This window comes from Algoriphagus sp. 4150 (assembly GCF_031457395.1).
In the GTDB taxonomy this organism is placed as follows: Bacteria; Bacteroidota; Bacteroidia; order Cytophagales; family Cyclobacteriaceae; genus Algoriphagus.
The window spans coordinates 266,719-290,434 of the sequence record NZ_JAVDWS010000005.1 but is presented as its reverse complement, the minus strand read 5'-3'; the positions used below and the strand labels follow the sequence as shown (position 1 = coordinate 290,434).

23 protein-coding genes are annotated in these 23,716 nt (G+C 37.8%); 21 read left to right on the top strand and 2 right to left on the bottom strand.

The annotated features are described in order from the left end of the window. Positions 1 to 363 precede the first annotated feature (363 nt). Entirely contained in the window at positions 364 to 1,053 is a 690-nt protein-coding gene (locus J2X69_RS10095; protein WP_310102453.1) for an HAD family hydrolase, read from the top strand. Between the two features lie 252 nt (positions 1,054 to 1,305). On the opposite strand, the gene J2X69_RS10090 is transcribed toward J2X69_RS10095, so the two are convergent. Beyond that, a complete protein-coding gene (locus J2X69_RS10090; protein ID WP_310102451.1) occupies positions 1,306 to 3,051 on the bottom strand; it encodes an ABC transporter ATP-binding protein in 1,746 nt (581 codons plus the stop codon). Positions 3,052 to 3,244: 193 nt separating this feature from the next. Here J2X69_RS10090 and xerA point away from each other — a divergent pair, with 193 nt between their 5' ends. The 12 genes from xerA to J2X69_RS10030 all read left to right on the top strand — a co-directional run bounded on the left by xerA (position 3,245) and on the right by J2X69_RS10030 (position 16,109). After that, entirely contained in the window at positions 3,245 to 4,351 is a 1,107-nt protein-coding gene (xerA, locus tag J2X69_RS10085) for a site-specific tyrosine recombinase/integron integrase (protein ID WP_310102448.1), read from the top strand. Between the two features lie 238 nt (positions 4,352 to 4,589). Further along, positions 4,590 to 6,059, top strand: a complete 1,470-nt coding sequence (locus J2X69_RS10080) for a potassium/proton antiporter (RefSeq protein ID WP_310102445.1) — start codon at positions 4,590 to 4,592, stop codon at positions 6,057 to 6,059. Positions 6,060 to 6,063: 4 nt separating this feature from the next. After that, on the top strand, positions 6,064 to 6,882 hold the full coding sequence (locus J2X69_RS10075) for a universal stress protein (RefSeq protein WP_310102442.1): 819 nt from the start codon (positions 6,064 to 6,066) through the stop codon (positions 6,880 to 6,882). A gap of 11 nt (positions 6,883 to 6,893) precedes the next feature. Then, positions 6,894 to 7,451, top strand: coding sequence for a hypothetical protein (locus J2X69_RS10070; protein ID WP_310102439.1), 558 nt, complete (start codon positions 6,894 to 6,896; stop codon positions 7,449 to 7,451). A 250-nt stretch (positions 7,452 to 7,701) separates the two neighbouring features. Then, entirely contained in the window at positions 7,702 to 8,589 is an 888-nt protein-coding gene (locus J2X69_RS10065; RefSeq protein WP_310102435.1) for a hypothetical protein, read from the top strand. 265 nt (positions 8,590 to 8,854) lie between these two features. Beyond that, complete coding sequence (locus J2X69_RS10060) at positions 8,855 to 9,895, top strand: Fic family protein (protein ID WP_310102432.1); 1,041 nt, start codon at positions 8,855 to 8,857, stop codon at positions 9,893 to 9,895. 556 nt (positions 9,896 to 10,451) lie between these two features. After that, positions 10,452 to 11,045, top strand: coding sequence for a DUF6090 family protein (locus J2X69_RS10055; protein WP_310102429.1), 594 nt, complete (start codon positions 10,452 to 10,454; stop codon positions 11,043 to 11,045). Position 11,046: 1 nt separating this feature from the next. Continuing rightward, the gene (locus J2X69_RS10050) at positions 11,047 to 12,300 is read left to right on the top strand and encodes a M1 family aminopeptidase (protein ID WP_310102426.1); all 1,254 of its coding nucleotides are present in this window, start codon (positions 11,047 to 11,049) and stop codon (positions 12,298 to 12,300) included. 787 nt (positions 12,301 to 13,087) lie between these two features. After that, entirely contained in the window at positions 13,088 to 13,954 is an 867-nt protein-coding gene (locus J2X69_RS10045) for a hypothetical protein (protein WP_310102423.1), read from the top strand. A gap of 368 nt (positions 13,955 to 14,322) precedes the next feature. Continuing rightward, entirely contained in the window at positions 14,323 to 15,021 is a 699-nt protein-coding gene (locus J2X69_RS10040; protein WP_310102420.1) for a YafY family protein, read from the top strand. A gap of 69 nt (positions 15,022 to 15,090) precedes the next feature. Further along, a complete protein-coding gene (locus J2X69_RS10035) occupies positions 15,091 to 15,513 on the top strand; it encodes a DUF1761 domain-containing protein (protein ID WP_310102416.1) in 423 nt (140 codons plus the stop codon). After that, positions 15,510 to 16,109 (top strand): YdeI/OmpD-associated family protein, encoded by a 600-nt coding sequence (locus tag J2X69_RS10030; RefSeq protein WP_310102413.1) that lies wholly within the window; start codon positions 15,510 to 15,512, stop codon positions 16,107 to 16,109. Before J2X69_RS10035 ends, J2X69_RS10030 begins: the two co-directional genes overlap by 4 nt. Before the next feature lie 288 nt (positions 16,110 to 16,397). Here the strand turns inward: J2X69_RS10030 and J2X69_RS10025 are convergent, their stop codons facing one another. Continuing rightward, entirely contained in the window at positions 16,398 to 16,718 is a 321-nt protein-coding gene (locus tag J2X69_RS10025; RefSeq protein WP_310102411.1) for a hypothetical protein, read from the bottom strand. Between the two features lie 343 nt (positions 16,719 to 17,061). Here J2X69_RS10025 and J2X69_RS10020 point away from each other — a divergent pair, with 343 nt between their 5' ends. The 8 genes from J2X69_RS10020 to J2X69_RS09990 all read left to right on the top strand — a co-directional run bounded on the left by J2X69_RS10020 (position 17,062) and on the right by J2X69_RS09990 (position 23,513). Beyond that, the gene (locus J2X69_RS10020; protein ID WP_310102408.1) at positions 17,062 to 17,628 is read left to right on the top strand and encodes a hypothetical protein; all 567 of its coding nucleotides are present in this window, start codon (positions 17,062 to 17,064) and stop codon (positions 17,626 to 17,628) included. Positions 17,629 to 17,851: 223 nt separating this feature from the next. Then, positions 17,852 to 19,330, top strand: a complete 1,479-nt coding sequence (locus tag J2X69_RS10015; protein WP_310102404.1) for a rhomboid family intramembrane serine protease — start codon at positions 17,852 to 17,854, stop codon at positions 19,328 to 19,330. Positions 19,331 to 19,509: 179 nt separating this feature from the next. Continuing rightward, the gene (locus J2X69_RS10010) at positions 19,510 to 19,800 is read left to right on the top strand and encodes a barstar family protein (protein ID WP_310102400.1); all 291 of its coding nucleotides are present in this window, start codon (positions 19,510 to 19,512) and stop codon (positions 19,798 to 19,800) included. Positions 19,801 to 19,885: 85 nt separating this feature from the next. Next, a complete protein-coding gene (locus J2X69_RS10005; protein ID WP_310102395.1) occupies positions 19,886 to 20,359 on the top strand; it encodes a hypothetical protein in 474 nt (157 codons plus the stop codon). A 298-nt stretch (positions 20,360 to 20,657) separates the two neighbouring features. Further along, positions 20,658 to 21,038: a nuclear transport factor 2 family protein gene (locus J2X69_RS10000; protein ID WP_310102390.1), complete on the top strand. Its 381-nt coding sequence runs from the start codon at positions 20,658 to 20,660 to the stop codon at positions 21,036 to 21,038. A 360-nt stretch (positions 21,039 to 21,398) separates the two neighbouring features. Further along, positions 21,399 to 21,626, top strand: a complete 228-nt coding sequence (locus tag J2X69_RS24845; protein ID WP_409014413.1) for a DNA glycosylase AlkZ-like family protein — start codon at positions 21,399 to 21,401, stop codon at positions 21,624 to 21,626. 8 nt (positions 21,627 to 21,634) lie between these two features. Next, entirely contained in the window at positions 21,635 to 22,513 is an 879-nt protein-coding gene (locus J2X69_RS09995; protein WP_310102388.1) for a hypothetical protein, read from the top strand. Between the two features lie 103 nt (positions 22,514 to 22,616). After that, the gene (locus tag J2X69_RS09990) at positions 22,617 to 23,513 is read left to right on the top strand and encodes a maleylpyruvate isomerase N-terminal domain-containing protein (protein WP_310102385.1); all 897 of its coding nucleotides are present in this window, start codon (positions 22,617 to 22,619) and stop codon (positions 23,511 to 23,513) included. Positions 23,514 to 23,716 lie beyond the last annotated feature (203 nt).

Sequence of the window (23,716 nt, the reverse complement as noted above, 5' to 3'; positions counted from 1 at the left end):
AGAAAGCTTGCAGTGCTTTATTGGAGATTAATGGTGAAAGGACTGGATTATACCGAAAGAGGAATAAAAGCATATGAAGAAAAGATGAAATTGAACCAAGAAAGATGGCTTACCAAAACAGCAAAAAACTTTGGGTATCAACTTGTTGAATATCAGCCTATTATATAATACGTCATCGGTAGGAGGAACGACGAAGCAATCTATACTTGCTAAACCGGATTGCTTCGTGCCTCGCAATGACGGTTTGAAAAATCCTGAATCAAAGGGATTGCTTCGTGCCTCGCAATGACGAAAACTGTCCTTAACTTTACAACTCCGGAATCTTCAAATTTTACAATAGTTCAATTTTACAATTCAAAGAAAATGATCAAAGTAATAGCTTTTGATGCCGATGATACCTTATGGGTAAATGAACCCTTTTTTCGCGAAGCAGAGGAGGAATTTGGAAGTCTGATGGAGGATTTCATGCCTAGGCACAGCAGTATTAAAGAACTCTACCGCACAGAAATAGAAAATCTCGGTCTGTATGGCTATGGGATTAAGGGCTTTATGCTATCCATGATCCAGACAGCCCTCCGCATTTCCGGACATAAAATCCCCGTGAAGCTTATCGACAGAATTCTGGAGATCGGCTATGATATGATGCAAAAGCCGGTGGAGATCCTCCCCGGCGTAGAAGAAGTCTTGGCAGAATTACACGGCGGCTATCGCCTGGTCATGGCCACCAAAGGAGATCTGGTAGATCAGGAGAGAAAACTCAAGAAATCAGGTTTGGATCATTATTTCCACCACATTGAGATTATGAGTGAAAAAAGAGTAGAAGATTTTGCGAAGCTTGTCCGGCATCTCGATGTCACCCCGGAGGAGTTTCTAATGATGGGAAACAGTCTGAAATCAGATGTATTGCCGGTATTGGAACTTGGCGGACATGCCATCCATATTCCTTTCCATATCACTTGGGAGCATGAGACAATCGAGCATGAAGTTGCCCATAAGAATTTCTATCAGGCAGAGCGTATCGCCCAGGTGGTGGAGATGATTAGAAAAATGTAGGATGCCGGGTGTTGGATGTTAGGTGATCTTCCCTTCTTATCATCAGTCTCTCCTATTCTACCTTTCGGATCTCAATTTAAAAAGGATTTTACTCCTTCTTAGCAGAATTATCAGACTTCAGTTCTTCCGTCTCCAAGCATCCGACACCCGACATCCAACGCTCCATACTACTTCGCTTCGACTCCCCGCCGCGGCGGGTGACTGATACTTCCATCCCGTCTTCCGTCTCCCGTCTTCCGTCTTCCGTCTTTTTTAAATCCTCGCCTGGAAAGTATACAACTGATAGTACCTTCCCTGCAGCGCAATAAGTTCGTCATGCTGACCCTGCTCTACGATATGGCCCTTTTCCACAACCAGGATTTGGTCTGCCTGACGTATTGTACTCAGTCGGTGGGCAATTACAAACGTGGTTCTCCCTTTCATCAGTTCCTTCAAGCTCGCCTGAATCAAGGTTTCGGATTCGGTATCCAAATTGGAAGTAGCCTCATCCAAAATCAGGATTTTGGGGTCAGCCAGAATGGCTCTCGCAATCGCTATACGCTGCCTCTGTCCACCGGAGAGCTTCACTCCTCTCTCGCCTATCAAGGTATCCAGGCCATCCTCAAAGCGATCCGTAAATTCCTGCACATGTGCGGCCACTACTGCTTTCTGCAGATCTTCCCTGCTTGCATCGGGTCTTGGAAAAAGGATATTCTCTTTGATCGTGCCTTCAAATAGAAAATCATCCTGAAGCACTACGCCTAGCCTGGCCCGAAAAGAGTCTAAGGTTACCGTCTGCAGATCGTGTCCATCCAATGAAATCCTTCCGGAATCCGGGTTCAAAAACGTAGCCGCAAGTCCGGCAATAGTCGTTTTACCGGAACCGGAGGTCCCTACCAAGGCAGTCACAGAACCCGCCGGAGCATGGAAACTTACTGCCTTGATTACTTCCTTGCCTTGCTCATAAGCGAATGACACCTTGTCAAATCTGATGTCGCCACTAAAATCGGCTAATGCCAGTGTTCTGGTACGGTCATCCGCTTCCAAGGGTGTATTCATTATTTCCTCCGTACGGTCCAGTCCCGCGAAAGCTTCCGTAAGCTGACTGCCAATATTGGACATCTGCACGATCGGAGCAATCATAAATCCCAAGTAGAGTGTAAAAGCCAAAAAATCCCCAAAGGTCATCTCCCCTTGCATAATCATATACCCCCCTATTCCCATAATTCCGGCTGATGCCAAGCCCAGCAGCAAAGCACCCATAGAAGTCACAAAACTCGTGGCAGTAAGACTTGCTTTCACATTTTTGAACAGTTCGTCCACGCCTTGGGCAAAGGTATTAATCTCCTGCTGCTCTGCATTGAAGCCCTTGATCACCCGGATTCCTCCCAGAGTCTCCGTCAATCTTCCTGTGACCTGTGCGTTGATTTTGCCGCGCTCACGGAAAATCGGCCTGATTTTACTAAAGGCTTTCAGGGAAACCAATCCAAATATCACCACAGGCAGCAGCACATACAGCGTCATCATTGGACTGATGCTGATCAACAGGAAAAGGGAAACGATGGCAGTCAAAATCCCTCCTATCATTTGGGCAAATCCTGTTCCGACGAGATTCCGGACTCCTTCCACATCAGTCATAATCCTGGACACCAGTTCACCCGTTTTTGCATTGTCAAAGAAGCGGATGGGAAGCTTGATAATATGCGCCTGAACCTGGGATCGGAGCTTGGAAATCAGATTTTGGGCTTCCACACTGAGGATCTGGGTCAGTGCATAGGAAGTGGATGCCTGCACCACAATCGCCAGCACCACACCTCCGATCAGCCACTTAAGCATGGTCAGATCATTGGAGGGAATTACGTCGTCTATCAGGATCTTACTGGCTCCAGGCAGTACCAGACTGGCGAGACGGGAAATAATGATCAAGAATAGTCCTAAAAACAAATGCTTTCTCCGGGGCCATATAATGGTCTTAAAGACCTGCCCCATGGTGACTTTACGCTCAGCTGATCTTGCCATGAAATAGAAGGGTTTGGTGTGGAAAACCCGATTTCGGCCATTCAGGTTCAAACAACATGGGAAAAGAATGAAATTGTTTGCGCGCATTGTATTAGAGGCTGACACCCAGCCATCCCAAGGCTTTACAATAAATGAAACAAGAGATTAAGCATTCCCGAAATATTTCTTAACTTCCTAAGTATATTTTTTTACTATGAAAACAATTTTTGTCACATCTACACTATGGAAGAAGAAAGCCGTGGTTATGCTCAAATTCGATTTTGACCAAGAGCTTATACTGTTAGTAAAAAGCCTCCCCAATGCAAAGTGGAATTCTGAACGAAGAGCTTGGCTGTTTCCCTATTCGGATAATATTCTGGATGAACTTCTCTCCTTATTCAGTGGAAAGGCTTGGATAGATTATTCAGATTTCAATAAAATAAAAGCAGAACAATTGCCTACAACTCTTCCGGAACTGGCTCCTGATATAGAACAAGAAGTCAGAAAATTTGTAGAGTGGATGCAGAATAGGCGCTATGCCGAATCCACAGTAAAAACATATAGCCAGAGCCTTAGCCTATTTTTCCGATATATAGATAACAAAAAGCCTGAAGAAATCAGCTCAGAGGATTTGGGAAATTTCCACCAAAATTATATTCTCAGGAGAAAATACTCAGTTAGCTTTCAATCTCAGGTGATCAATGCGGTGAAGCTGTATTTTTCAACCAAACAAAAACGCAAACTTGAACCTATCGAGATCGAAAGGCCTAAAAGACCCAAACAGCTTCCCCATGTACTCAGCAAAGAAGAAGTGAAAGAAATACTCCAAGTCCACAAAAATGTAAAACACCGGACCATGCTGAGCCTCATTTATGCTTGTGGACTGAGGCGGAGCGAATTATTAAATCTCAGACTGACAGATGTGGATTCCAAGCGGGGGCTGCTACGGGTGAATCATGGAAAAGGGGGAAAAGACCGGGTACTACCGATAAGTGTGAAGGTGATTGAAATGCTCAGAGAGTATTACAAACTTGAGAAACCACTTACTTATTTATTTGAAGGCACAAAAGCAGGCCAAGCCTATTCAGGTAAGAGTCTAGAGAATGTACTTAACCAGGCTATAAAAAAAGTGGGAATGAAGAAGAAGCCCACGCTACATTGGTTGAGGCATTCTTATGCTACCCATTTGCTAGAAAACGGTACAGATCTCCGCTATATTCAGGAATTGCTAGGTCACAAGAGCAGTAAGACCACAGAGATATATACCCATGTGTCGACACATTCATTGCAAAAGGTCAAATCACCTTTCGATGACCTATAGAAAAATAATCGCCATAAAAAACAATTCGTTATGGCGTTTAGCCGCCCAGAATCTGGAGATAAACGCCATTTTATGGCGACAATAAATAAGTTGGCTGCAATGCTAACAGACCCCGAAACAACATCGTGCAAACGGACAATTTTCGGTTCGACAGGACAGAAAAACAACAAGACAATTTGACAACTAAACCGAGTATAAAAAGTAACTTTGTGCAGACAGATTTAAGAGATAAAAAAGAATGAATTTAACAATCGAAAATATATTATTAGTTGGCTCTCTATTACTTTTTGTAAGCATTATTGTAGGTAAGACTTCTTATAAATTTGGCGTTCCGACACTTTTACTGTTTTTGGCAATCGGAATGTTGGCAGGTTCTGACGGTATTGGCGGTATTCAGTTCAACAACCCACAAATTGCACAATTCATTGGCATTGTTTCACTTAATTTTATTTTGTTTTCAGGCGGTCTTGACACCAATTGGACTTCGGTAAAGCCTATTTTAAGAGAAGGACTTGTATTGTCAACTTTAGGGGTTTTATTAACTGCTTTATCGCTTGGGACATTTGTGTGGTTTGTAACCGACTTTACTATTTATGAAAGTATGCTCTTGGGTTCAATCGTTTCATCAACTGATGCAGCAGCCGTATTTTCAATTCTACGCTCAAAAAACCTTGCATTAAAAACCAATTTAAGACCAACATTAGAATTGGAAAGTGGAAGTAACGACCCAATGGCGTATGTGCTGACCATTGCTTTTTTGACTTTGGTAATCAATCAAGACCAAAGTTTAGCTTCAATTGTTCCTTTGTTTCTTCAACAAATGATTTTAGGTGGAATTGCAGGTTTTGCATTTGGAAAACTTAGCAAACTCATTATTAACAAAATCAAACTTGACTTTGAAGGACTTTATCCTGTTTTGGTTATTGCCTTGATGTTCATTACATTTTCTGCAACCGACTTTGTTGGTGGCAATGGCTTTCTTGCAATTTACATTTGTGCCGTTTATTTGGGAAACCAAGACTTGATACATAAGAAAACCATTCTTAAAATGTATGATGGTTTGGCTTGGTTGATGCAAATTGTTCTGTTCTTAACTTTAGGTTTGCTTGTTTTTCCTTCGCAAGTTTTCCCTTATATGGGTATCGGACTTCTCATTTCTTTGTTTTTGATTATTGTTGCTCGTCCTGTAAGTGTTTTTCTCAGTTTGGTGTTTTTCAAAATGAAACTGAGAAGACGATTTTACATTTCTTGGGTTGGTTTACGGGGTGCTGTCCCCATTGTGTTTGCAACTTATCCGCTTTTGGCAGGTATTGATAAAGCCAATATGATTTTCAATATCGTATTTTTTATTTCGGTTACTTCGGTTCTCATTCAAGGAACAACATTATCAATTGTAGCAAAGTGGCTCAATGTGGCATTACCCGAAAAAGCTAAAAAAATCACTGAATTAGACCAACTTGTTTTAGAACTTCCAAAATCATCATTACAAGAATTTGAAATTTTGCCCGACTTTCACGCAGTAGGCAAAAGAATTGTTGATTTGAATTTCCCTAAATCTGCCTTTATTATTATGATTAAGCGAAATGGAGAATTTATTCGCCCCGGTGGCTCAACTATAATTGATGCAAAAGATATATTAATGGTGCTTGCCGATAGTAAGGAAGATTTCACAAAAGTAAATGACAGTCTTTACAAGCCAAAAACTTAATAAAATGAAAAAACGGTTTATCATACTTATTGACTTTTCGGAGTATTCACGCAACTTGATAAAGTATGCTTGTGATTGGAGCAAACAAGTAAACGCTGAATTGCTATTAGTGCATCAGTCAATTGTGTTAGCTCCTGCACTCACAGACAATGAAAGCAGACAACAAATTGCGATACACACTAATGAAGAAGCATTACAAAAATTAAGGGTGTTAGCTAAGGAACTTATTCCGCCAACTATTCAAGTTTCATTCAATGTTTCAGAAAATAATTTACAACTCACTCAATCAAAACTTTTGGAAGAACACTATGACAATTTAATTTTTGCAGGAATTAAAGGAACGGGCTTACTCAAAAAGCTATTTCTTGGAAGCGTAGCACTTCAAGTTATTGATAACACAAAAAATTGTATTGTTGCAATGCCTAAAGAGATTGAAACTTTTTCGCACGAAAAAATTTATGTGGCAGTAACAGAAAAGCATCCATTGAATGTTTTGGAACTAAACAAGTTTCTGAATTTCATTGACAATAAAACCACTACAATTACCTTTTTCTATTTGGCAAAGCCCAATGAAAAAACTAAAGGGATTGAAAAGCACCTTAAAGAATTAAAAGAAATGTTTTCAGACAGATACAACACATCATTTTCTATTTACGAAGGAAACAATCCATTTTCAGACATCAAAAAAGTAATAAACAATAGAGAAGAAGAAATGCTGATTGTTCAAAAAGGCTCACGCCTTTTGACTGACCAACTGTTCAGAAGATTTTTAATAAACGAATTAGTATTTGAAGGGCAAACCCCATTGATTGTTTTACCTTAAAAAATAAAATTATGACAGACCCAACTTTACAAATGTATTTACCAGCCTTTATGCTTGTTGCAACTTGGCTCATTGTGTTTTGGAAGCAATTCAGAAAAGTCACAAGCATTACCGAAACATCTGCCGACACAGAAAAAATATTGGACCACAACCGCCTTAAAAGAGTGAGTTTATTATTTTGGCTTATTTTTTCAGCATTCGGTGTAATGACTGTGATTTATTCACTTACACCTGAATTTTATTATGTGTTTTTGCCACTTGACAAGTTTCACCACCCATTAATAAATGTTATGGGTTTACTGATTATGAAAATTGCTATTGTTTGGATTGTAATTGCTCAAATTCATATTGACAAAGAACTTTACAAATATTCACGCAACATTGAAAGTTTATCGGCAATGGAACTTGTTCGTTATTCAGAACGAATGTTGCTCACAGGAATGTTAGTTTTGTTTATTGGTTTTTTTACAACAATCACAAACATCATCGGTTTGGTTCTCGTTGCTTTTGGAGTTGCTATTTACCTGAAAATGTTTTTTACAAATCCACCGCATCAATTTGAAAATTAAAACTCATTTTAAACAGACTAAATATATTTAAAAAACTGAAAACAGGATGAAAAGAAGAAGCACAGCAGCCAACAACACCTACCCAAAAGTGGCGGTTCAGTGGTTAAATCAAGCTTTGTGCTTCTATCAAAGTTTGTGCTTGGTTGATCCGCCGCGGCGGACTTCGAAATCGCCACCTTCGGGTAGCTGCAAAACGTTATAGCAAATGCTAACAGACGACACATTATAAAAATTAAATAAAGAGAAAACAATGGGTACTTGGGGAACAGGAATTAGTTCAAACGACACTTACGCTGACATATACGAGCAATTTATTGACTTGTACAACGAAGGTCTATCCGTTCCCGAAATCACGAAGAGACTAATTGACGAAAACCAAGAAACAATAAATCTTGAAGAAGATGCACCAAATTTTTGGTTTGCTATTGCTAATGGACAATGGGAATGTAAAGCACTTGACATCGAAATTTTTTCAAAGGTTGAGCATTTTATCATTAGCGGTGAAGACATAAGAATTTGGAAAGAATTAGATGCAACACCTGCTGATTTAAAAGCGAGAGAAAAAGCTTTAAGTAAGTTTTTGTTAAAGCTTCAAACAGAAAAAGAAAAACCGAAAAAACGAACTAAAAAAAGATTTTATAATTCAATTTATCAAAAAGGTGATTGTTTAACTTATTTGATGGATAACGGAAATTATGGTGGCGCATTTGTTATGACAGATGAACAGCAAACAGAAACGGGAACTAATTACATTGCAATAACCACAATTGACAAACCGACAAAACCAACATTAGATGATTTCAAATCCGCAGAAGTTTATGTTAAACGAGTAAACGAAATTGATTTTAGCAAATCAGTTATTAAAGAAAATTGGGTTGACCAACCACAAATTGGTGGATTTTCAGCAATGATTAAAAACAATGTAATTAACATAGAAATTATAGGACAACTTCCTATGTATAAAGAATATAAAATTAGACAAGATAGAAAAATTGGATTTGGATGGATTGTACTAAAATCGGACATTCCATATAAAGAAGAATACATTAAAATTAACGGGCAGACAAAAACAAAATTAAAACTAAGTGAGTGGACAAAAAAGCACTGGCAAACAGGCGTTTGGCTCAATGGCGGGTGACGTGGTTAATTGAACATTCTACCTCGCATCAATCCCGAAAGCTTTCGGGATGGTGTATTGACATTTTTGTGCTTCGATTCCCGCCACTACGCAAAGCCCGAAAACGTTAGTAGCAAGGCGTGACGAACCCACAACACTACAACCGAACGACTGAAAACAATGACATTTTTCGTATCATAATCAAATCTAAACGTATCAAATCGTATCAACTTATACTTACAGTTTCAAATCATAATCGTATCTTTGCGTATCAAATCGTATCGAAATGAACAACATAGTATATAATTTCAAACTGGATATTGATTGGAAACTGATTAACTTAATCAGCGAAATAGACCGTTTTGATGCAAATTGGACAGCTATTGAACGCAAAGAAGGACAAAGCCTCAAAGAGTTGAAGAGCATTGCTACCGTGCGAAGCGTAGGGGCTTCAAACCGTATTGAAGGCAACAGGATGAGTGATGAAGAAGTTGATGTGTTGCTTCAAAAAATTGATATTACCAAGCTTAATGACAGAGATTCGCAGGAAGTAGTCGGATATTTTGAAGTATTGGACTTGATTTCGGAATCTTATGAAAACATCAGCGTTACCGAAAGCCATATCAGAAGTTTACACAATAGTTTGATGAAATACAGTGCCAAAGACAAATGGCATAAAGGCAATTATAAGGTGCATAATAACGCAGTTGAAGCATCATTTCCTGACGGCACACGACAAATCATTTTTCAAACCACCGAAGCGGGATTTGCCACCGAAGACGCCATAAGGCAGTTGCTCAAGTGGTATAATTCCGAAACGGAAGTACACACGTTAATCAAAGTAGCATCTTTTGTCTATGATTTTTTGAGCGTTCACCCATTCCAAGACGGAAACGGCAGGTTAAGCCGTTTGATTTCAACGCTGTTGCTGCTCAAAAACGGATATAAATGGATACAATACGTGAGTTTTGAACACGAAATAGAAAATCGAAAAAACGAATATTATCAAGTGCTTAGAAGTTGTCAGGCGCAACGCCCAAACGAAGATGTAACCGTTTGGATACTGTTCTTTTTGAATTGCTTGTCTAATATCCAATCGCAACTGCTGGCTAAATTGCAAAAAAGCGGTTTGGAAACACAGCTTTCGCCCAAAGAAAAATCAATTTATACTATTATTCAAAACCGTCCGAACATCCAGTCGGGAAAAATTGCCGAAAAGTTGGCGATACCTGCACCAACCGTAAAACGCATTTTGTCAGAGTTGCTCAAAAAAGGATTGATTGAAAAACAAGGAAGCGGGCGAAATGTGAGTTATACGATAAAATAACAATGAAATTTAATTGAACCAATGACCCAACAAGTATTGAAATCCCCCAGCTACTAACAACTAGGTTTTCGTTGCGTGCTGAGCACGAAGCAATGAAACCGCTGTTGCACTGCCTGCCCCGATTCTTTCGGGGGAACCGGAGAGGTTCTTATGGGGATTGAGTCAGGATTTTGGTCTTTTTAGTAAATAAAGTTGATTTAAAAATGGGATGTTAGCTTCCCTTTTTTTCAAAAGTTTGATTTTCTATAATTCATATCCCCTTCCAGCCCTGTTTTGGAGGGGATTTTTTATGGTTAGGGGCTATCCCAGCCCAACCATTCTTGGATTTAAAAAGTAACTTGCTTGGGAAGGTAGTTGCTTTTTGGTGGTCCTAGTTTTGGAATCCGCTGTATGCTGATGATGGATTCTTTGCCACAGCAAGCACAATACCTTGAATTGTATATCTCCAACACTCTTGGTTCTTTTTCGTATATTCGAGTTTTCGGCTTCGCAGCAAGTTTGGTGGTACCCCCGACTGCGCCAAGCCAAAAACGTTGATCGTAATTTACGAAGGACTATGAAAGGAAAGAACTTTTTTTTAAACCAATTGAACCAATTTATTCCTGTTGTACTGGGAGTCTATGTGGGTATTCTTGCCAGTAACTGGAATGAAAACCGAATGAGGCGAGTAGAGCAAAATGAGTATATAGAGAACCTAAAGCTTGAAATACAGGCAAATAAAGTGAAACTAGAAGAGGCATTGACCTATCAAAAAGACATACTACAATCTACAAGACAAATTAAAAAGGAATTAGACAGGGATATTTTAGAAGGGGCCTTTTGGAAAATGGGACATTGGACCTTAATTCCTGACTGGGAAGGCTTGAAAATCCCCAAGCTAGAAAATGCTGTACATCAATCTGGAATTATGACCAATTCTCTTTCAGGATTAGATTTCCACATTATCCATACAATCTCCCAATCCTATAGCCATCAGGATGACTATAAATTATACGCTCAACGGTTGATTCTTGATAATTTAACCCTGTTAGATAATCAGATTAAAACAGTTGAAGTGCTTAATAAGCTGGAAGTGTGGCAGGATGTTATGAATATTGAAAAAGAACTCATAGAACACTATAATGAAACACTCGAGAAACTTGGAAAATAAAATGAAGAAGGGGCTTCTACTTTTTTTGTTCCCCCTGTTGGTTTTCTCTGTATTTGATGGGTATTGTCAGTCGATAAATGAACCTACTACAGTAAAAGGCAATTTATATTTAGGTGTAGCTGAAAGCCACGTAAAGTCCAATTTGAAATATGAATATGTTGCTATAGAAGATGGAATTTCAGAGATTTCTTTTTATCTCACAAATGATGTTGAAGTCGATGAACTGCATGGTGAAGGCATTAAAGGTTATTCTTTTAACAAGGATAATGCACAAATCCCATTTGGCATTCTTACAGTTGATTTTAAAGAACAATTAGAGAAAGGTCAAAAAATTAGATTTACCTTATCCTATTCCGGCACATCCTCGAAAGGCTTTTGGGGGCAGACATATAAATGGATAGATATCGATCCTGATTTTATGATATTACCTGCGTTTACGGACCATCATACTTTTGACTATGAAATTATAGCTAAGGTGGATGATCCGGATTATAAATTTGTAGATGCGAAAAATCAACAAATGACCTCTCCTTTAAATGTTAAGGCACCTTCCGCTAATTACTTTGCTTCAATAGTGGCAGGTAGCAAAATCAATTTTAATCAGTTCACAGAGGACGGTTACACAGTTAACATTATATCTAATAAACCGGATAGTGTGGTCAATTATTTAGGATATAAAAATTTAGAAATATTAAAGTTCTTCAATAGTACAATTGGAGGAAAAAAGAAGGTAAACAGTTTTTCAGTTCTGTATAGGCCTATGCCGGATTCCATTTTCCGGACAATTCGAAACCTTACCAACGACAGACTGATCATGTTTACCAATAATCATGATCATATTCACACCCTTGCTCATGAAATATCTCACTTTTGGTGGAACAGAGGCAATGATTTTACCATGGAAAAGTGGCTTAACGAATCCTATGCACAATATTCAGAGCTTTTGTATGTCAGGCACACAGAAGGACTCGAGAAATTTCAACAAGAAATAAGCTACCTTGGAAAAGTATCCCAAAAATTACCCGCTTTACTAAAATCTGACCGCTTTGGTAAAAACTGGAGTGATCTCTTATACATTAAAGGCCCATACTTATTATATCAATTGGAGGAGTTCTTAGGTAAAGAAAAATTTATGCAACTATTGAGCAACCTTAATGAAAAAGAAGTGTCCAATACCGAAGAAATGCTGTGTGAACTTGAGAAAATATCAAATTCAGAGATCAGGGATATGTTTTATCAGAAATTAATGGAATAATAATTAAAACTACGCTCAATCGGATAGGCAGCCTCTCACACCACCGTATCCCGCTTAGGCGGGACAGGCAGTACGGGTCTCGTACTCTGCCCTGCATTCCGGCCCTTCGCTAAAATGATTCGCCGCGGCAAATCATTTCTTTAAGCTCAATCATAGTTCACTGGATTGTAGGTTGTGATTTGAGGTAGTATGAAAGCATCGATTCATATCCTTTCTGCCTGCTTCCTGCTGCCTGGCCCCTAATCCGATCCAGGCCTCCGTATCCAGCACTACGTGCGCCCCCTTCGCACTCCCGTGCTTGGGCGTATTCGTTGGAACCGGGGTTTGCAGTCTTGCTTCCTTCAGTGCATGTCTCACAATCCCGACCAGTCGGGACGACTTGCTAATGCTTCGGGGCGTTACCCCCGCACATAAGGGACTTTATTCACGAAGCAATTGTTTTTCATTGGTGTTCGTGAATGCTTCGCATTTCACCCTCTGGAATAATTTGATATCTTCGATACCAGATGCCCATGCTGGGCACATACAGCCGTTTGGCAAAAAAGCGGGTTCAACGGTTAATTGAACATTCTACCTCGTATCAATCCCGAAAGCTTTCGGGATGGTGGATTGACAGTTTAGTGCTTCGAAATCCGCTTCTTCGCCAAGCCGAAAAACGTTGTGGTTAATGCTCCAGATGAAAAAAAATAAATGAAAATACATTGGTTACTCTTGCATTGGCAGTAGCGCAAAGTTTACCTGAGCAAAGGGATTTGATGATTAAACTGATAGTGAACCTAATAAAGAAATGAAAATATCTCAAAATCTATTACAAAAAAATGCATTTAAATGTAGAGAACTTGAAATAATATATACTATCATTATAAAAAATAACCGCCTAGTTGAAAATTATTTTTTAGATTATAAAACTCAAACTAAATTAAATTGGTTTATAAATGATAGCAAAGGGAATCCTATCTTTTTTGATGAAAGCGATTGTGAATGGCTAACCCCCACTTTTATTAGAAATAAGGATGAACTTTATGGCTTCACACTAATTGAAAAAAGTAATTCAACAAAACTTTTTTTAACAAAAGTAAAAACTCAAATAGATTTTGATTCATTCGAACCCATTGGAAGATTTTACGCAAAAGATAAGAATCATTATTATTTTGGACCTGGTGGGAAAAAGATTAGAGAAGATTACTTAGAGTTGTTTTTTGATGAGACCTATAGAAATGAATGGAATAATTTACATCCTGATAGAAATACTTCTTTAGAAACTAAGCTTTGGAATTCGAAAATAGCAGTTTCAAAGGAAAAAGTTTATTGGGACGGCAAACTAAAAAAGGAAATTCACCCTAGTTTAAAAAGAATAAGCCAATATTTTTGGGCAGACAATTATTCTGTATTTGAATATGATTTACAACGACTAAAGAAATTAGATTCGTTCGATAGACAAACATTGATTTACAAAAACTTTATCAGAAATGGCTCATTAGTTTGTCTTGTTACTGACGTACACAAACCTGCACATTGTTATTTTAATGATTCCAATCCAACTGACAAGTATGACTTTAAATTATTTACCCCACTTTTTGAGGAGCTAAGAGGAAAAATAAGCAATGAATATTGGTGGTATCAAATGGAAGACAGTTTACAGTCGAGTAGGTAAAGGGGAATTCCACCCCTAAACCTCTCACAGAACCGCATCCCGACACGCTTTGCTATCGGGACAGGCAGTGAACCTCTCGATTGTTCATGAGAGATTATATCCTATTATTCACGAATGCTGTGGCATTTCATACGGCTCTTATTATGCAGTCGGTTTTAGTCTATTAGACTAACTTATACCCCACCCAATCATAGAACAGGTTTGGAAATGAAGCCGTAACTTGCCTAAGCCACTTAATTGCTTTGACCTTGCTTCCTTTGAAGCTTTTGTACTTGTTCAGAATCCAGAGATCTACCCGGACAAGGACATATTCCTCCCCCCAATCTACACTGGATCTACACTTAATAAAATTTTCTGACATTTGAAGGATGAACGATAACGATACAAAAAGACTTTCCAGACTTGTAGCAATCTTAACACAGTTACAAACAAGACGACTTGTAACATCTACTAAACTTGCAGAAAAATTTGGCGTTAGCACCAGGACAATTTACAGAGATTTAAAAGCATTGGAACAAGCAGGTGTGCCTATTTTGACAGAAGATGGCAAAGGCTATACGCTGATGGAAGGCTACAAAATTCCACCTATTATGTTCAGCGAAAACCAAGCAAACGCATTAATTCTTGCAGAACAATTAGTTTTAAAAAGCAGAGACAGCTCCTTAATTAATGATTATGCCGAAGCCATCGACAAGATAAAGGCGGTTTTAAGGCAAAGTGAAAAAGACAAAGCCAATCTACTTTCGTTGAGAACCAAATTTGCAAAGCTTGAAAATTATGAAATCAACAGTAATATTTTATCTTCTTTACAAAACGCAATCACCAATTTTTATCTTGTAAAATTAGACTACATCAGTGCCGAAAATAAGCTGAGTGAAAGAGTTGTTGAGCCTTTTGCCCTCCTAAGCATATTGGAAGGCTGGTTGATGGTTGCCTATTGTCGTCTAAGAAAAGAATTTAGATATTTTAGGTTGGACAGAATTCAAAAATTACAAATTCAACAGGAGAAATTCACCCCACACAAAATGACGCTACAAGAATTTTTTGAAAAATATCACGACCATTAAATACCCTTGACATACTGTTGTCAAGGGCTCAATCTAATTTTGTGGCATTATTAATCAAAACAAAAAGTTATGCTACAAAAAATTTCTAAAATCAGTTGGTTGGGTGTATTTCTCTCTTTGGTATTTTATTCTTTTCTCGGTTGGCTATGGTTCACGGTATTATTTCCAAACCAATACGCCGGCACATTAGACAAATTAGGTTTGATGCCTGCCAATCCAGACCCAATTTATTTTTATGGACCACCTTTGACAATTCTACCAACGATAATTACAACAGCTTTATTAATGGTGGCGCTAAATATCAACACAAGGAAGGCAGCCATTGAATTTGCCCTGGTAATAGGTTTGGGATTTTTGGTTGCCAATACATTTGACATTGCCATTAACCCAAATATCCCACACCCAATGTCCTATGGCTTATTAGTTGGTGGATTTCAATTGGTTGGTATGTTAGGATCTTGCTTAATTTTGCATGCAATACGTAAAAAATGAGTGAGCTAGAAATAGAACAATTCTATCCTGAGACCAAACAGCATTGGCGAAAGTGGTTAGAGAAAAATCATATTCGCAAAGATGCTGTTTGGTTGGTTTTTTATAATAAGAAGTCAACCAAGCCAACAATTTCCTGGAGTGATGCTGTTGACGAGGCCTTATGCTTTGGTTGGATCGACAGCAAAGCTGAAACCTTAGATACCGAAAGTCATAGACATTATTTCTGCAAACGAAAACCGAATAGTACCTGGAGTAAAATCAATAAAGAAAAAATTGAAAGATTGACTTCAACTAATCAAATGACCCAAGCCGGCTTTGAAGTTATAGAAATTGCCAAAAAAAACGGCTCATGGACCATTTTAGACACCGTTGAAGCACTTATTGTTCCAGTAGAATTAGAGAACGAGTTTATAAAATTTGACGGTTCCAAAGACTATTTTTCTTCATTGAGTAAAAGCAATAAAAAAATCCTATTGCAATGGATAGCCCTTGCAAAAACTGAGACCACAAAACAAAAACGAATAGTAGAAATTGTAGAAAATGCATCACAAAAACAATTGCCAAAGCTATTTAGACGAAAGAAAAACGGCATATAACAACTAGGTTTTCGTGCGACTTGCTAAGCCAAGCATGAAACATCTGTTGCACTGCCTGTCCCGTATTCTAAGATTAAAGCGTAACGGGAGAACCGGTGAGGTTCTTATGGGGATTGAGTCAGGATTTTAGGGTTATTTGTATGCCTAAAGCTGAAAAAGTCACTAAAAAATCGATAGTGCTCTTCAAAAAATCATTCTGAAATTGCTTTTTCAGCTCTTCCAGCCCCGTTTTGGAAGGGCTTTTTTGTGGCTAGGGCATAGCTCCGCCAGCCCGATAAAAATCGGGTGTTAGAATTGGGTGGGTAGTGATGAAAATTTCACCCTCGGAGGACCGAATTTGGGAATCCGTTGGATGCTGACCATGCTTTCCTTTTGACAGTAGGGGCAGTACCTTGGATTGTAGACTTCCATCACTCCGGATTCTGGTTTCGGAACAGGTATCCCAAGCTCCCGATGGATCAATGGAACCGTCAGGCTCTTGGCCGAACTTCCCAATATCTCCAAGTGACGGATTCTGACCAGTCCTTTTGGCAATATAGGCACCGAAAACCTTCGGGTAAACTCCAGATTCATTGAAATGGATAGCCAGTTTAGCCAGATGTCTGGCATAGTTGGATAAGATACTTTTGCTTTTTCAGGCGACTACAACTTTCTGTTCAAACTTGGCCAGTAGTTCAGCAAATCCCGCTATCTTGGAACAAGCGCTCTGGGGGAGGTTTTCTTTTTTTTCATGATTAATAAGAGTTTATGAATGAGCTAAAAAGTCACCTCTTCTTGGCTGCTCTTGAAACTACCGGAGGTTTAGTGCAACATCACCTTGGATACAGCGGGAGGAACCGAGTAAAAATGAAAATCAGTACCTTTAAGAAGTAAAGAGTAAGTTGGAAGAGAACGTCTCCGAATGCCCGCCGTCTCCAAGCTGAATCACGTTACAGGGCATAACCACATCGATATGAAAAAGTATTTTATTCTATTATTCTCTCTCAGTCTTTTCATAAGTTGTAAGGACGAAACATTAAGTCAAAGCGAGTTGGTAACTGAATATTATGACGGGTTCAACTCTTCGGACTTTAAACGAATAATCAGTGTAATAGCCGATAGTATTACGATTATAGAAGGTGAGTATATAATGCCATATTCTCAGGAAAGTTTTTACGAACAATTCAAGTGGGATTCCATATTTCAGTCAACTTATGAAATTGTCGAACTAAAAACCCAAAATAACCAGGTAATTGCAACAGTGGCATCAAGTTCCAAACGCTACGAATTTCTAAAAAACAACCCTCTGACATGTAAATTTAAAATCTCATTTAATTTTGATAAAATAATGAAGCTTGAATCTCTGGAATGTTTAAATGCTGATTGGAATATCTGGCAAACAGAAAGAGATTCCTTGGTTAACTGGACGATAAAGAACCACCCAGAACTCGATGGGTTTATTCATGACCTGACAATGAATGGAGCAATAAACTACCTGAAGGCCATTGAACTGTACGAAAAGAGAAAAGATGCCTTGTAACGGGTTTGGCAAAAGCGGCGGTTCAGTGGTTAAATCTGCGGTAGGAAGGTCAAGCTTTCCCGCATGGACGGGACAGGTTGTGCTTCTATCAAAGTTTCCCGCTAACGGGACAAGTTATACTTGATTGATCCGCCGCGGCGGATTCCGAAATCGCCACCTTCGGGTAGCTGAAAAACGTTAGAGCCTATTTTAAAAACGACAATAACTAATAACAGACAGAAATATGGCATTTGGTTTTTCACCTAAATACATTCAAGACTACCAACTTGACAACCTAAACAAGGAACATTTTTTAGTTTTAGCAATTGAAGCCGCTTTTAAACTTGACTGGGATGTAAGTTTTGTAAGCGAGACTGGCTTTATAGCATATACAAAATTCTCTTGGAGTTCCTGGAGCGAAGAAGTTACAATCAAAATGGACAATAATGTAGCAAACATAAAAAGTGAATGTACTGAAAGTCAATTAGTAGATTGGGGTAAGAACAAGAAAAATGTTGAAGTACTTCTTTCGAAGATTGAAGAAGTTAAGAGCATGATAACTCAAGAAGAAATAGAAGCGAAAATTGAAGATTTGCGACAAGGTTACGCTTCAAAGGAAGATGATATTTTAAGCAAGCCTCCTTCAACGACAAAAGAAAAAATAACAGACTTCTTTTCAATATTCAAACCGACAGAAGGATATTTCGTATCACCAATTCTTATAAACATAAATCTTCTTGTATTTATTGTAATGTTGATTTCGGGTGTGCATATACTATTACCGGAAAACCAAGACTTGTTAAACTGGGGGGCTAATTTCCGACCAAGGACTTTAGAAGGACAATGGTGGAGATTATTTACAGCTTGTTTCTTGCATATCGGGATTTTGCATTTGCTCTTAAATATGTATGCGCTATTATACATTGGACTTTTATTAGAACCATATCTTGGAAAGACAAGATTTTTGGCTGCATATTTAATTTCGGGGATTGCAGCAAGTATGACAAGCTTATGGTGGTACGGCTTAACTATAAGCGCAGGAGCTTCAGGAGCTATATTCGGTATGTATGGCGTTTTTCTTGCACTATTGACAACTAACTTGCTTGACAAATCAGTAAAAAAGGCACTACTGACAAGTATTGCGGTTTTCGTAGGTTACAACATATTAAATGGACTCAAACCTAATAGCGGAATTGACAATGCAGCACATATTGGTGGACTTTTAAGCGGACTTGTTATTGGCTATGCTTTTATCCCGAGTTTGAAACAGTTTGAGAATAAAGCAGTCAAGTTCTCGACTATTGGGGCATTGACTATTGCTTTATTAATTTCTTCTTTCACGGTTTACAAATCTTTACCAAATGACATTGGACAATATGAAAAAGAAATGGAGCGATTTGTTTCTATGGAAGCAATGGCTTTAGAAATTTACAACCTACGCGAAGGAACACCAAATGAAGAATTGCTTTCAGAAATTAAAGACAGGGGACTTTATTATTGGAATGAGAACATAAAACTCATAGACAGTTTTAAAGACCTTGACTTGCCATTACCAATTAGAGCAAGAAATAGCAAACTGAAAGAGTATTGCGAACTTAGAATTAAAAGTTATGAATTAATCTATAAGGCGATTGACGAAGACACAGACAAATACGAAAACGAAATTAACGAATACATTCAAAAAATAGAAACAACTATAACAGAGCTAACTGGAAGTCAATAACTAATGGAAGAAAACCGGTGCAACAGGCGTTTGGCTCAATGACGGATGAAGAGGTTAATTGAACATCATACCTCGCATCAATCCCGAAAGCTTTCGGGATGGTGTATTGACAGTGAAGTGCTTAGAAATCCGCCCGAATGCAAAGCCCGAAAACGTCATGTACCACCAATGTAACTATAATGAAAATATATCGAATACAAGGCAACAAGATCAAGAACTGGAAAACATTCCATTCTGAATTCAAATCGGAGATGAACTTCCCTGACTATTATGGTGAGAACATGAATGCTTGGATTGATTGTGTAGACGAACTTTCAACTGAACCAACCCTAATCGAAATTCATAAAGGAAAACTTTTGAAACAGAATGCTCCAGAACTATTGGAAGCGATTTTTGAATGTTCAGCTTTCGTGAACTTTCGAAAAGTAGAGATTGGTGAACAACCAACTTTGATGATTTCCATGAGCTAACCTAAACCGAATAAAACTACCTTCGATATTATTCTTATACTATACATAAGCTGTCAAAAACATTAAATAACGAAATAAACTTTATATGAAAAACCCAACTACCATTATAGCATACCTAAGTTTACTCTGCTTAAATTTCACTTCTTGTTCAAAAGATGACAATGAACCTGTTTTATCAGAAGGAACTCCGCTAACTACAATTTCTTTGTCAGTAAAAGATTCTAATGGCAATGATTTATTGAACCCTAGTCATGGGTTACATTTTCCGGAAGAAAATATTTCATTTGAACACATAAAGTACAATGGAAATGAAATAAGTTCGAATGCCAAAATAATAAAACGACCTAATTCTGAACTATATTTATTGTTACTAGAAACTAATTTAAACGTGATCAATAATAAATCCAAAATTGTTATTCATTGGAATACTCATTTATCGGACACTTTGGAAATTGAGTTTTTGGAGCATCTATCTCAAGCAAAAAGAATTTCTGTGAACGATACACCTATATGGAATCACCTTCAAGCAAGTAGCTTGCCACCAACCATAATAAAATAGGGAAATTTGCAAGAATAGCCTACAGCTCAATGGCGTTTGGCTCAATGGCAGGTTAAGTACTTATATGACAGTTGAGTGTAAGGTTCAAGTTTAGTGCTTTTAATGAACATTTGTGCTGAAAATCCACCACTTCGCCAAGCTGAATCACCTTAGTGGCATGTGAGACGACCGAACAATCACGACAATCGTAAAGTCAAAGTAGACTATCCACTGACTTTTAGAAAAAACTATCATGAACAGTTAAACATCTAATACTACTGTAACGATTGACGAACGAAATAGACAAATAAATCAGGACATGGACAAAACAAAAATTACCAGAGAAAATGTTGTTGAAGCGGAAAACAAACTTTTTTCGGCTCAACTTGTAAGCAATGTGGACATTCTTGACCAACTATTGCACGATGATTTAGTTGCAGTTGCACCGACAGGACAAATTGTAACTAAAGAAATGGACTTGAACTCGCATAAAGCGAAAACGATGATAATTGAAGATGCTTCAACAGAAATTGACAACATTAAAATAACGGGCGACACCGCACTTTCGATCGTCACAATGACCGCGAAAGGAAAAATGATGGGAACACCATTAGAAGGAAAGTTTAGATATTTTAGAGTCTGGAAACGCTTTGACGACACACTGAAAGTTATTGGAGCAAGTTTTATGCAATTACCTTGATTAAAATGGATAAAATCTACTTAATAAATAGTTCTAGTTGTATCTCCTGTCGTTCTAACATTCGTTAAATTATTAAAAAAAAGTCTTTAGACAATTGTAATTCAACACTTTAAATTATTATTTCAAGAGAAACTAGGACTAAATACCGAAAAACTAACTTGAATAAAGGAATTGTGTAACAGGCGCAGCCATTTTAACCCAACAAGGAATGCGAACGATTTTAGAATTATAGGTAGTTCTATTTCAGGATAAACTTGAAACAAATACAGAGAGAATATTGACCTTAAACAATTACAACGCATCACATTAGAAAGTCAGGGATTACTAAAAACATCGCCTTTTGGAAAAGGGAAAAATGCGGTGCTAAATACGCTGGAGCATCTTGCGTATTTACAGATAGATACATTGTCAATCATAGAACGTGCTCATCACCATACGCTTTGGACAAGAATACCGGATTATAAAACGAAATATTTAGATAAGTTGGTAAAAGAGGGTAAAGTGTTTAAGTATTGGTTTCACGCTGCCTCTTACCTACCGATGAAAGATTTCCGTTATGCTTTACCTCAAATGTTAGATGTCAAATAACAAATTTAATGAAAAAAACAGGTAGTAGAGTATCATTCAATAATTTTATACCTTTTGCTGCCTTACCGGCAACATTTTTTGGAGTCTATACAATGATATATTTTGATGCACCAACTAATATTTGGTTATTAAACTTAACTTTTGTTTTCCTTGGCACCTTCATCGCTCTATTATTTTCAAGGAATCCAATTCGACTAAATAACATTAATCCGATTACTGTCTTGATTGTTTCAATAATTTTACTGTTAGGTACTTTTTACGACGACGGAATTATGCATGTGCATCGTTGGATAAAATTCAATTCATTGCAAATGAACATAGGACTAATAGTTTCACCTTTAATTTTAATACAAATTTCAAGAATCCCCAACCATATCATTGCTATTACATTTAGCATCATAACAATAATTATTTTCATATTACAACCAGACGCATCATTGGTATCAGCATTTTCTATTGCAATTTACGTCTTATTGTTTAGAAAACATAAAAGCAAACTTATCAGCACATCATTTTCACTCTTCCTTTTGCTCATGATTGGCTACTCTTGGTACAACTTAGACAGCCTAGAAGCAGTCAGATTCGTAGAAAACATCACTAATTTAACTAAAGAAATTTCAATGACTTTATTTTTCGCATCAATGATTTCATTGCTTGTATTAATAATCCCATTTATACATTATTATTCAATAAAAGATAAATTATCCATTTCTCTGGGCATATATTTCTTAGTATTATTACTTACCACATTCGTTGGACATTTCCCGGTTATGATTATGGGATATGGAATTTCACCTATAATTGGGTATTTTATTGGCTTAATTTGGCAAATCAACACCAATAGCAACAAAACACGAAAGGAGAAAATATTGCTAAAACAGACGTAGTACACAACAGCGAAGCACTATCAAGAGTTTGGAAAAAAATGAAGATTCGATGCCTCACCGATACTTTTGTAATTAATCAAACATTAGTTCTCCGTTTCAATATTTGTGGCGAGAATCACCGCTTTCTCAAAGCGGAAAAACGTTGTGTTTAATTAAACGAAAAATGAAGAGACCGGAACAAATAGATGTAGTTGCACTAATACCAGAACTTGACGAGATGCTTTTCAAGTTATTGGAGAAATTATCAGCCGAAGATTGGGAAAAACAAACTATTGCCCCAAAATGGAAAGTGAAAGATGTGGCTGTTCACTTACTAGACGGAAATTTGAGAACACTTTCAATGCTACGTGACGGCTATTATGGAGAGATACCTGAAAACGTAAATTCTTATGAAGATCTAGTAGGTTTCTTAAATAAGCTGAATGCTGATTGGGTCAAAGCAACTAAACGACTTAGCCCGAAAGTTATCATTGATTTGTTAAAAACATCAGGAAAAGAATACTGCGATTACTTGGCTACCTTAACTCCTGATGATAAAGCTGAATTTTCGGTGGCTTGGGCAGGTGAAAACGAATCGAAAAATTGGTTCCACATAGCTAGGGAATATACTGAAAAATGGCATCATCAACAGCAGATTAGACTTGCCGTTGGAGACGGACAGGAATTGCTAAAAGAAAAATGGTACTTCCCCTATTTAGATACTTCTGTTAGAGCACTTCCTTATAACTATCGAAATGTGGAAGGAAAAGAAAAGGATCTAGTCAAATTCACTTTTTTGGGGGAAACAGTGAAAAGTTGGTTTTTATACTATGACAATGGCTGGCAGTTGCTTTCAACTATAAATCAAGAGTCCATTAGTGAAGTTAGAATAAGAGACGACTACGCTTGGAGGATATTTACCAAAGGAATAAGTAAGGAAGTAGCCATTGCAAACTCAGAAATAATTGGAGTGCGGGAACTTGGTCTCAAAATCTTTGATATGATTGCGATTATGGCATAGACAAATGGAATAAACAAGGAGGGATATTCATAGAACTCGACAAGTTGGCCAACGAAATTATAGAAGATGCGATAATGACAACCTATTACGGTGTTGCACCGAAGAAATTTTCTGAGCAAATTCAACAGAATAAAAACAACTGAAAAAGAACAATGTACCGCCAACAAGGGCATTGTAAGCTGGCACCACTGACCAAATTAAAA